Consider the following 10,697-nt stretch of genomic DNA (forward strand, 5'->3'; position numbering starts at 1 on the left):
GCCTAGAACTGGGTTGAAGTCGAGAAGCGGAAGGTTTCGGTCCGGTCGTAGTCCTCGCGGGCCAGGACGCGGCTGAAATCGAGGCGGATCGGACCCATGGGCGAGCGCCAGTGGACGCTGAGTCCCACCGATGCGCGCAGGGCCAGATCGTCCACGATCGCCGGGTCTTCGGTCCCGTCGGGGAACAGCTTGAAGCGGTTGTCGAGCAGACCGAGCGTGCCGACGTCAGCGAACAGCGAAGTGCGGATCCCGTATTCTTCCGGCAGGCCGTTGGGCACGGTCAACTCCACGGTGCCGATGGCGTAGAAGTTGCCGCCCAGCGAATCGCCGGTGCCACCGAGGCTCTGCAGATCGCGCGGACCCATGCCCGCCGTCTCGAAGCCCCGGAAGCTGTTGCCGCCCTTGAAGAAGCGGTCGTTGATGCGGATCGAGTCGCCGTTCCAGCCGCCGATGTAGCCCATCGAACCCTGGAAGCTGACAACCCATTCGGGGCGGATGCCGTAGAAGACAGCGCCCTCGAGCTCGGTGCGGATATAGTTCACGTCCCCGCCGATGCCCGCGAAGTCCTGCCGCAGACTGCCGGTCCAGCCGCGCGTGGGCCGGATGGGATCGTTACGATAATCGACGAACAGGGTGTAGCCCGCCGACGAGTTCGTAAAGCTGCCGATCTGCTCGCACAGCGCGCGCGAGCCCACGCCGTCGCAATAGCCCGGCGGCACGATGATCTGGTCCTGGCGCAGGAAGTAGCGCGTCGACAGCAAGGTGTTGCCATTGATCGGCCAGGACAGGCGCAGACCGCCGCCCGTCGAGCGATAGTCGAACGAGGACTCGGTCTGGAAGTCATAGCGCGAGTGGAACAGGTCGAAGCCCGCACGCAGGTCACGGCCCAGGAAGCGCGGCTCGGTAAAGCGGAAGTCGACCTGCTGGCGCAGCGAGCCCCACTCCAGACGCGCCACCAGGTTCTGGCCGCGTCCGCGGAAATTGCGCTCGGAAATGCCGAGGTTGATCACGAAGGCGTCGATGGAGCTGAAGCCCGCGCCGAACGACAGCTCGCCCGTGGCCTGCTCCTGCACCTGCACCTGAACCACCGAGCGGTCCGGCTCGCTGCCGCGCGTCTCGGAGATGGTCACATCGCCAAAGAAGCCCAGAGCGCGCAGATTGTTGCGCGAGCGGTCCACCAGCACGCGGTTGAAGGCGTCCCCCTCGGCCAGCAGGAGTTCCCGGCGGATCACCGAGTCGAGCGTGCGGGTGTTGCCCACGATGTCGATGCGCTCGACATAGACGCGCTCGCCCTCGCGCACGTTGAAGGTCACGTCGACAAGCTGGGTGTCGGGGTTGGCGCTGTAGCTGGGACGGATGTCCACGAAGGCATAGCCTGCCGCGCCCGCCGCGAAGGTCAGGGCATCGACGGCCTGCTCGATCTTGTCGCTCTCGTAGAGCTGGCCGCTGCGGATCGGCAGCAGGCGGCGCAGGAACTCGGGGTTCAGGCGCTCGTTCTCGGTGACGACCGTGATCTCGCCGAAATTGTAGCGCGGGCCTTCATCGACCGACAGGGTGATGGCGAAGTCGTCCTGGCTGGGCGACAGCTCGGCCACCGCCGACAGGATGCGGAAATCGTAATAGCCGCGGTTGGTGTAATAGCTGCGCAGCTGCTCGCGGTCGTACTCGAGGCGGTTCGGGTCGTAGTTGTCGTTAGACGAGAACAGACGCCACCAGCGAGACGTCTTGGTGACCATCACCTCGCGCAGGTCACGATCCGAGAAGGCGTCGTTGCCGAGGAAGTTGATCGAGCGCACCCCGGTCTGGGCGCCCTCGTCGATCTCGAACACCAGATCCACGCGGTTCTGGTCCAGCTGGACCAGACGCGGCGTCACGGTCGCGCCGATGCGGCCTGACAGGCGGTAGAGCTCGATGATCGCCTGGGCGTCCTGCTGCACGCGCGAACGGGTGAAGATGCCGCGCGGACGGATGGTGACTTCCTCGCGCAGCTTCTGTTCGTTGAAGGCGCGGTTGCCCTCGAACACCACCTGGTTGATGACCGGGTTTTCCGTCACCTCGACGATCAGATCCGTGCCCTGAAGGCCGATCTGGATGTCGGCGAACAGGTCGGTGCGATAGAGCGTGCGCACCGCCACATCGACGATGGCCGGGTTCACCGTGTCACCGGCCTGGATCGGCAGGTAGGAGATGATGGTGGTGGTGTCGATGCGCTGGTTGCCCGTCACCAGAATGCGGTTGACCACACCCACCTCGGCCGGATTCACGGCAGCGGAGGGGCGCGGCTGGATGTCAGGCGGCGGCAGGGCGTCTTCTTCGGACTGGGCCAGCGCCGCAGTGCCCAGGCTGGCTGCGACCACAAGGGCGCCAAAGCTGGCGAAGCCTCGCAGGGAGCCGAGCGTGCGGCGGGCGTGAGAAGAGACGTTTGCGTTCATGCGGGTAACCATCGGCGGACTACGGCGGCTCACGAAGGGAGCCCGCCGAGGAAATCGAAGACGCTGAGTTTTCTCAGATCGTTCCAGGTGGCGAACAACATCAAACAGACCAGCAAAGCAAGTCCAACACGATAGGCCCCCTCCTGAACCTGAGCGGCCAGAGGCCGTCGCGCCACAGCTTCATAGGCGTAGAACACCAGATGCCCCCCGTCCAGCACAGGAACAGGCAGCAGATTAAGGAAACCAATCCCGACAGAAAGAAGGCCGGCCAGTGTCAGAAGCGAGAGAAACACCCGCCCGGCGGCCTCTCCGGGGTCCTGGGTGCTCGCCGCAGCGGCACCGGCCACGGCACCGGAGGTCGTAGCGATACCCAGCGGCCCGCTGAGCTGGTCGCCCGACTCGCGCCCGGTGATGATTCTGCGCAGGTAGGTCAAGGTGGTGTCCAGCACGGCAAAGGTCTGCACAAAGCCCTGCCCCACAGCCTCGACGGGGCCGTAGCGCGCGCGCTCGATGTTCTCGGGGGCATTGCTGGCGGCCAGCCCGAGGTAGCCTGCGCGGAACGTCGAGCCGTCAATGCCGCTCTGCAACTCGCGCACGCCCGGTGTGGCCGTCAGACTGACACGCTCGCCCCCGCGCTCGACCGTGAAACGGATCGCCTCGCCAGAGCGCATCAGCACATACTGTTGCAGGTCGGCCCACTCGTTGATGCGGCGCCCGTCGGCCTGGACGACCAGATCGCCCTCGAGAAAGCCCGCCTCGGCCGCAGGACTGCCCGGCTCGACGGAGGCCACCCGCGGCAGCACGCGCACCACCTCGCCCGCAATCAGGGCCAGGAATGCGAAGATCACGATGGCCAGGACGAAGTTCGCCACCGGCCCTGCGGCCACGATGATGGCGCGCTGCCAGACCGGCTTGAAGTGGAAGTAGTCCTTCTCCGATCCCGCACCGGTCTCGGCGGCGATCTCGCTGCGGATTTCCTCGAGGTGCGCGCTGTCGGGAACGCTGGCGGGATTCACGTCACCGGCGAACTTGACGTAGCCGCCCAGCGGAATCCAGCCGAGCCGCCACTCCACGCCGCGCCTGTCGGTGCGGCTGAAAACGGCCTTGCCAAAGCCGATGGAGAACCGGTCGATCTTCACCTTGAACAGCCGCCCGGCATAGAAATGCCCCAGCTCGTGGATGGTGATGACCAGCGTCAGCACGGCCAGAAAAGACAGCACGACCACCAGGGTCTGGCTCAGAAAGTCCATCATGCTTCAGGCTTGCCTCTCAAGCATCGGCGGGACCGAGCGGCACCAGGATCAGGCCGCTCGCGCTCGTTGCAACACAACCATGTCAGCAATGCGCCGCGCTCTGGCATCGATGGCCAGCGCCTCTGCACATGTGACCTGCTGATCACCCCGAACCTCGCCGCCCTCCCATTTCTCAAGGGTTTGGGCCGCAACTGCCGCAATATCGAGAAAGCCGATGCGTCGGTCAAGAAAGGCGCTGACTCCGACTTCGTTGGCCGCATTGAACACCGCCGGCATGGCCCCGCCCTGCACCAGGGCCTCGCGCGCCAGCCGCAGGGCAGGAAACCGTGTCTCGTCAGGGGCGAAGAAGTCCAGTCGGGCAAGGCTGGCGAGGTCCAGCCTCGGCGCTTCCCAACGCACGCGCTCGGGCCAGCTCAGCGCGCAGGCGATAGGCGTCCGCATATCCGGCGGCCCGAGCTGGGCCAGGGTCGAGCCGTCTGCATATTCCACCATGCTGTGCACGATGGATTGCGGGTGAATCAGAACCTCGATCTGGTCGGGAGCGAGGGCGAACAGATAGGCCGCCTCGATCACCTCGAGCCCCTTGTTGGCCATGGTGGCGCTGTCCACCGAGATCTTGGCGCCCATGCTCCAGCGCGGATGGCGCACCGCCTGCTCGGGCGTGATGCGCTCCATCCGGGAGAGCGGAACATCGAGGAACGGCCCGCCCGAGGCGGTCAGGGTCACGCGGGCCACGCTGGCGCGGTTCTCGGGCTCGAGGGCCTGAAAGATCGCCGAGTGCTCGGAATCCACCGGGATGATGCGCGTGCCGCTGGCTGATGCGTGCGCCATAAGGGCGGGACCGCAGCAGACGAGGCTTTCCTTGTTGGCCAGCGCCAGGGTCGTGCCGCGCGACATCGCCTCCCACACCGGCTCCAGCCCCGCAGCGCCGACGATGGCCGCCATGGTCCAGTCGCTGGGCCTGCGCGCGGCCTCGATCACGGCGTCGCGCCCGCTGGCGACCTCCGTTCCCTGCCCCGCCAGGGCGTCGCGCAGGCGCTCGCCGTCCGCCTCGTCAGCACAGACGGCCAGAGCAGGCTTCCAGCGCCGGGCCTGTTCGATCAGGCGCTCGATATTGCGTCCGGCCACCAGGGCCGCGATGGCGAAACGGCACTGGCCGCTGCGCTCCAGCTCGTCCATCAGCTCCAGTGTAGAGACCCCGATCGAGCCCGTCGAACCGAGGATGGTGACGACTTTCTCCACGCCTCAGCCCTGCCCGGTTGCAATGAGGAACACGCGCGCGCCAGCGACCACCACGACGGCGAACATCAATCCGTCCACCCGGTCCAGCAGCCCGCCGTGGCCGGGAATGAGCGCGCCGGCATCCTTGACGCCATAGCGCCGCTTCAGCGCCGACTCCCACAGATCGCCCGCCATGGTGGCTCCCGCCGCCGCAAGGCCCAGCATGGCGCCCCACAGCGGCGTCACTGCGCCCAGATCGAGCCACCATGCCGACAGTGCCCCCGCGATCATCCCCGCAGCCAGCCCACCGAAGAAACCGGACCAGGTCTTGTTGGGCGAGAAGCGCGGCCACAGCTTGGGGCCTTTCAGGATGTTGCCCACCACATAGGCCAGGCTGTCGGAGGCCCAGACGACGGCAAACAGCAGCACCACGAAACCGAATCCGCTCTCGGTGCCCCGAAGCCAGATGATCAGGATCAGCGGCCAGCCGAGATAAAGCACCCCATAGGCCGCATCGATCGCCCCCACGCCCATGCGCCGGGCGAACAGGGCCGCCGCCACCGCCGAGAACACCAGCAGCACCAGCGCCAGCGAGACATAGCCCCCGAAAGTGGCAAAGATCGCCGCCAGCAGGGCCACGCCCACAGCCACCGAAATGCGGTTGGGCGCGGCAGGTGCGCTCATCAGGCCCCACTCGATCGCCATCAGGCTCGCGGCCAGGGCGATCAGCACCAGGAACCAGCCCCCTCCGGCCCAGGTCGCCGCAATGGCCGCCGGCGCCAGGATCAGCGCGGATGCAACCCTCAATCTGATGTCCCGTGCGCGCAAGATCAGCCCGCCGCCCGCATCGGGCCGGGTCGCGCGCCAAAGCGCCTCTGGCGGCACCGGAACGCCTCCAGCGCGGCGCTCAGGGCCTCGGGGCCATAGTCGGGCCAGAGCACCTCCTGAAACACCAGTTCCGCATAGGCCGCTTCCCAAAGAAGAAAGTTCGACAGCCTCACCTCGCCACTGGTGCGGATGATCAGGTCCAGCGGCGGGGCCTCGCAGGTGGAGAGGCGCTGGCTGATGGCCGCGTCGGTGATCTCGTCGATGACGCCCGCCTTCATGTCGGCGTGCAGGCGGCGCATGGCCTCGGTGATGTCGGCGCGGGCGCCATAGTTGAAGGCCACCTGAAGAAGGAACCGGTCGTTGCCTGCCGTGCGCGCCTCGGCGTCGTCGATCAGTTCCAGAATGTCATCGGGAACGCCTTCACGCTGGCCGATGACCCGCAGGCGCACGTTCTCGCGCACCATCCGCTCCAGATCGCTGCGCACATAGGCGCGCACCAGGCCCATCAGATCCGAGACCTCGTCCAGCGGCCGGTTCCAGTTCTCGGTCGAAAAGCCATAGACCGTCAGGCACCGGATTCCGAACTGGGGTGCGGCCTCGACGGTGCGCTTGAGCGCCTGCACGCCCTCGCGGTGGCCGACGGCGCGCGGCACGCCGCGCCTCTGCGCCCAGCGGCCATTGCCGTCCATGATGATGGCGACGTGACGCGCCGGACCGGGGCTTTCATCGCCCTGAGCGCCCTGCCCTTGCAGGACGCCGCTCTGGTCGGCACCGCTGGCCATCTCGACTGTCTCCCACACCCATGCGCGGGCCTGAGCGCCGTGGGCGTCAGACCTGCATGATCTCCTGCTCCTTGGCCTTCAGCGTCTCGTCGATGCGCTTGATGGCCGCGTCCGTTTCCTTCTGAACCTCGCCCTCGAGACGTTTCTGTTCGTCCTGGCTGATGTCCCCTGCCTTTTCGGCTTTCTTGAGGTCGTCATTGGCGTCGCGGCGCACATTGCGCACGGCCACGCGCTGCTGTTCGGCATATTTGCCCGCCAGCTTGGCGATCTCCTTGCGCCGCTCCTCGGTCAGGGGCGGGATCGGGATGCGCAAGGTGGTGCCGTCCACGACCGGATTGAGGCCGAGACCGGCGTTGCGGATGGCCTTTTCCACCGAGACCACGAGGCCCTTGTCCCAGACGCTCACCGAGATCATGCGCGGCTCGGGCACCGAAATGGCCGCGACGGCGGTGATCGGAGAGGTGCCGCCATAGGCCTCGACCTGCACCGGCTCGATCAGGGCCGAGCTGGCCCGCCCGGTGCGCAGCCCCGCGAACTCCTCTTTGAGGGTCGTGACACAGCGATCCATGCGGTCGCGATAGCTCTTGATGTCGGGTTTGCTCATCTTGTCCGTTTCCCTGTCCTATTCCCGCTCCAGCCGACCTTCGCTGATGATGGTGCGCGTGCCCTGCCCCAGGATCACGTCGCGCAGGCGGCCGGGATGGCGGATCGAAAACACCACGATCGGAATGCCGTTATCGCGCATCAGGCTGATGGCCGAGGCATCCATGACGCGCAGATCGCGCGAGAGAACATCCATGTAGCTCAGACGCTCATAGCGCGTGGCCGAGGCATCCTTCTTGGGATCGGACGTATAGACGCCATCGACGCTGGTGCCCTTCAGCAGGGCATCGCAACCCATCTCGGCCGCCCGCAGTGCCGCGCCCGAATCGGTGGTGAAGAACGGATTGCCCGTGCCCGCCGCGAAAATCACCACGCGGCCCTTTTCCAGGTGCCGCTGCGCACGGCGGCGGATATAGGGCTCGCAAACGGTGTCCATGCGGATGGCCGACTGCACACGCGTGCTGACGCCCAGCTTTTCCAGTGCGTTCTGCATGGCGAGCGCATTCATGACTGTGGCCAGCATGCCCATGTAGTCGGCACTGGCGCGCTCCATGCCCCGCGCAGCCGTCGACAGGCCCCGGAAGATGTTGCCCCCGCCGATCACCAGGCACAGCTCGACGCCCATGCCCACCACCTCGGCCACCTCCTCGGCAACCGCGTCGACAGTATTCATGTCGATGCCATAGCCCTGCTCACCCATCAGCACTTCACCCGAAACCTTGAGCAGAACGCGCTTGTAATGCGGTTTCGGCTTTCCGGCGTCGGGCTGGGTAGCGTCTGGCACAGTCATGGGATGGGTCCGGCTACGCGCGAGATGGATACGGGTCTGGCAGGTGATGGCGACGCTCTCGCTTACACTGCCCTTGGAATCGCCCGCCATCATAGACGAAGGGCGCGACGGCCTTCAAAGCCGAACGCGCCCCTTTAGTCCAGAAAACTTTGCCCCGGCTACGCCAGCCGGGCCGCCGTCATCATTCGCCGGTGATCAGCCGCCGGTCATCGACGCGACTTCGGCAGCGAAGTCATCCGCCTTCTTCTCGACGCCCTCGCCCAGCGCCAGACGCACGAAGCGCGTGACCTTGATCGGCGAGCCGAGCGTCTTGCCGGTGTTCTCGACCAGCTGCTCGATGGTCTCGTCGGGGTTCATGACGAAGGGCTGCTTGAGCAGGACCACTTCCTTCTGGAACTTGGCGATCTGACCGCTGACGATCTTCTCGATCATGTTGTCGGGGCGGCCTTCCTCGCGGGCCTTTTCCATCAGCACCGCGCGCTCGCGCTCGATGGCCGCAGGGTCCAGGTCGGAGGTATCCAGCGACAGGGGCGCGGTGGCGGCGATGTGCATGGCGATCTTGCGGCCCAGCTCCTTGAGCGCCGCGCGGTCGGCAGCGGACTCGAGGCCCACCAGCACGCCGATGCGGCCCAGATCGGGCGCCGTGGCGTTGTGGATGTAGGATGCGACCGCACCTTGCGAGACGGCGATGGCGTCCATGCGGCGCACCTGCATGTTCTCGCCGATGGTGGCGATCAGGTTGGTCACCTCGTCCTGAACGGTCTTGCCGCCCACATCCGCGGCGTTCAGAGCGTCCACGCTGTCCACCTCGATGGCAGCGGCGGCAAAGCGGCGCGCGGCGCTCTGGAACAGGTCGTTGCGGGCCACGAAGTCGGTTTCTGCGTTGAACTCGATCACAGCGGCGCGCTCGCCTGCACCGTCTTCACGGCTGGCGATGGCGACGAGGCCTTCGGCGGCGACGCGGTCGGCCTTCTTGGCGGCCTTGCTGAGGCCCTTGGCGCGCAGCCAGTCCATGGCCGCTTCAAGATTGCCGTCGTTTTCCTGCAGCGCCTTCTTGCAGTCCATCATGCCGACGCCGGACTTCTCACGCAGTTCCTTCACCAGTGCAGCGGTGATCTCTGCCATGACCTTCTCCATTTCATTTCATGCGCTGACGGCCGGGTGATTAGCCCGGCCGTGTGTCGTTTTCGTGAGCCCGCGCCAGGGCGAGCCCGTCAGGGATCAACCCTCGGTCTTCTCGGCTTCCGCTTCGGCGGGCTCGACCACTTCGTCAGAGGCGGCCTGCTCGGCTTCAGCAGTGGCCTGCTCGGCCGGAGCCTCTTCCTCGGTCTCGCGCAGCAGCGTCTCGACCGGGGCTTCCGAAGCGCCAAGGTCAACGCCCGAGGCCGAAGCACCCGCCGCCAGACCATCGAGCACGGCATCGGCCACCAGATCGCAATAGAGCTGGATGGCGCGTGCGGCGTCGTCATTGCCGGGGATCGGATAGGTGATGCCGTCCGGGTCGCAGTTGGTGTCGAGGATGGCCACCACAGGAATGTTCAGCTTGCGCGCTTCCTGAATGGCGATGGCTTCCTTGTTGGTGTCGATCACGAACATGATGTCGGGGATGCCGCCCATGTCCTTGATGCCGCCGAGGCTCAGCTCCAGCTTGTCGCGCTCGCGCGTCAGGTTGAGCAGTTCCTTCTTGACGCGGCCCTCGCCGCCGCCTTCCAGCACGCCTTCCAGCTCGCGCAGGCGCGTGATCGAGCCCGACACGGTGCGCCAGTTGGTGAGCGTGCCGCCCAGCCAGCGGTGATTGACATAATACTGGGCGCAGCGCTTGGCCGCCTGGGCGATCGGGTCGGAGGCCTGACGCTTGGTGCCGACGAACAGCACGCGCCCGCCCTTGGCCGCCACGTCGCGGATCTGGACCAGGGCCTGATGCAGCAGCGGCATGGTCTGCGACAGGTCGATGATGTGAATGTTCGAGCGCGAACCGAAGATGTAGCGCTCCATCTTCGGGTTCCAGCGGTGCGTCTGGTGGCCGAAGTGGGCACCCGATTCCAGCAGGGTGCGCATGGAGAAGTCTGGCAGAGCCATGATCGTTTTTCCTTTTTCCGATCTGTCCTGGCGCAGGCACTTAAAGACGGACCCGAAGGCCGACCTCGGAACGGAGCGGGCGGGATGTCTCCCCGGCACGCGCCATGCCTGCGTGTGAAGTGGGCGCGCCTATAGCCCGCCTGCCCGGCAAAGGCAAGCGCACAGGCCCCGCCGGGGTATGCGCTCGCTCAGGGTGCGCCTTTTCAGGGTGCGCCTTTTCAGGGTGCGATGGTGTATTCCAGCCGATAGCGGTGGATGCCCGGCTCGATCAGGATGTGCATTCGCCCCGAGAGGCCGGAAAGCTCGCCCGTGCCGCTGTCGGGCACGATGGTGACCAGCAGGTCAGGCCCACCGCGGGTCATCACGCCCCTGTGCACCATGTGAAAGGTGCCCGCACGTCCCGCCAGCACCCCCTCGAAGCGCTCGATCGCCACATAGGCGCCTGAGCCGATCTCGCCCGGCGGCACTCCGATCAGCTCACCCGAAGCGATGCCGCTCAGCTCGCCCTCGAAGGTCTTGTCGAGACGCACGTGCATGGGCACCGCCCCTTCATCGACGCCTTCGCGCGCCACCGGCGTCATCTGCACGCTGAAGGTGCCCTCGGCGACGCTCAAGGAAGGATCGGTGCTGTTCATGGCAAGGGCTCCCGGCTGTACCGACAGGACGGTGACAGCGATTATGGACAGGGCGACAAACGGGAGGGCGGGTC

At 66.3% G+C, this 10,697-nt stretch carries 10 protein-coding genes; all 10 read right to left on the reverse strand.

Annotation, left to right across the window (positions count from 1 at the left end; genetic code table 11):
• Nucleotides 1-2 precede the first annotated feature (2 nt).
• The 10 genes from bamA to ACK4E3_RS01720 all read right to left on the reverse strand — a co-directional run bounded on the left by bamA (nucleotide 3) and on the right by ACK4E3_RS01720 (nucleotide 10,623).
• The gene (bamA, locus tag ACK4E3_RS01675) at nucleotides 3-2,432 is read right to left on the reverse strand and encodes an outer membrane protein assembly factor BamA (RefSeq protein WP_409695419.1); all 2,430 of its coding nucleotides are present in this window, start codon (nucleotides 2,430-2,432) and stop codon (nucleotides 3-5) included.
• Nucleotides 2,433-2,461: 29 nt separating this feature from the next.
• Nucleotides 2,462-3,685, reverse strand: coding sequence for a M50 family metallopeptidase (locus tag ACK4E3_RS01680; RefSeq protein ID WP_409695422.1), 1,224 nt, complete (start codon nucleotides 3,683-3,685; stop codon nucleotides 2,462-2,464).
• 48 nt (nucleotides 3,686-3,733) lie between these two features.
• The gene (dxr, locus tag ACK4E3_RS01685) at nucleotides 3,734-4,927 is read right to left on the reverse strand and encodes a 1-deoxy-D-xylulose-5-phosphate reductoisomerase (protein ID WP_409695425.1); all 1,194 of its coding nucleotides are present in this window, start codon (nucleotides 4,925-4,927) and stop codon (nucleotides 3,734-3,736) included.
• A 3-nt stretch (nucleotides 4,928-4,930) separates the two neighbouring features.
• The gene (locus tag ACK4E3_RS01690; protein ID WP_409695428.1) at nucleotides 4,931-5,713 is read right to left on the reverse strand and encodes a phosphatidate cytidylyltransferase; all 783 of its coding nucleotides are present in this window, start codon (nucleotides 5,711-5,713) and stop codon (nucleotides 4,931-4,933) included.
• 23 nt (nucleotides 5,714-5,736) lie between these two features.
• A complete protein-coding gene (gene uppS / locus ACK4E3_RS01695) occupies nucleotides 5,737-6,423 on the reverse strand; it encodes a polyprenyl diphosphate synthase (RefSeq protein ID WP_409700999.1) in 687 nt (228 codons plus the stop codon).
• Between the two features lie 139 nt (nucleotides 6,424-6,562).
• The gene (gene frr / locus ACK4E3_RS01700; protein WP_409695432.1) at nucleotides 6,563-7,120 is read right to left on the reverse strand and encodes a ribosome recycling factor; all 558 of its coding nucleotides are present in this window, start codon (nucleotides 7,118-7,120) and stop codon (nucleotides 6,563-6,565) included.
• 18 nt (nucleotides 7,121-7,138) lie between these two features.
• A complete protein-coding gene (gene pyrH / locus ACK4E3_RS01705) occupies nucleotides 7,139-7,909 on the reverse strand; it encodes a UMP kinase (protein WP_409695436.1) in 771 nt (256 codons plus the stop codon).
• Nucleotides 7,910-8,104: 195 nt separating this feature from the next.
• Nucleotides 8,105-9,034: a translation elongation factor Ts gene (gene tsf / locus ACK4E3_RS01710; protein WP_409695439.1), complete on the reverse strand. Its 930-nt coding sequence runs from the start codon at nucleotides 9,032-9,034 to the stop codon at nucleotides 8,105-8,107.
• A 96-nt stretch (nucleotides 9,035-9,130) separates the two neighbouring features.
• Nucleotides 9,131-9,988: a 30S ribosomal protein S2 gene (gene rpsB, locus ACK4E3_RS01715; protein ID WP_409695443.1), complete on the reverse strand. Its 858-nt coding sequence runs from the start codon at nucleotides 9,986-9,988 to the stop codon at nucleotides 9,131-9,133.
• Nucleotides 9,989-10,206: 218 nt separating this feature from the next.
• Nucleotides 10,207-10,623 carry a DUF3224 domain-containing protein gene (locus ACK4E3_RS01720; protein ID WP_409695447.1) on the reverse strand — a complete coding sequence of 139 codons (417 nt, stop codon included), beginning with the start codon at nucleotides 10,621-10,623 and terminating at the stop codon, nucleotides 10,207-10,209.
• Between the last annotated feature and the right edge of the window lie 74 nt (nucleotides 10,624-10,697).

This window comes from Brevundimonas sp., from assembly GCF_046299595.1.
Lineage (GTDB): Bacteria > Pseudomonadota > Alphaproteobacteria > Caulobacterales > Caulobacteraceae > Brevundimonas.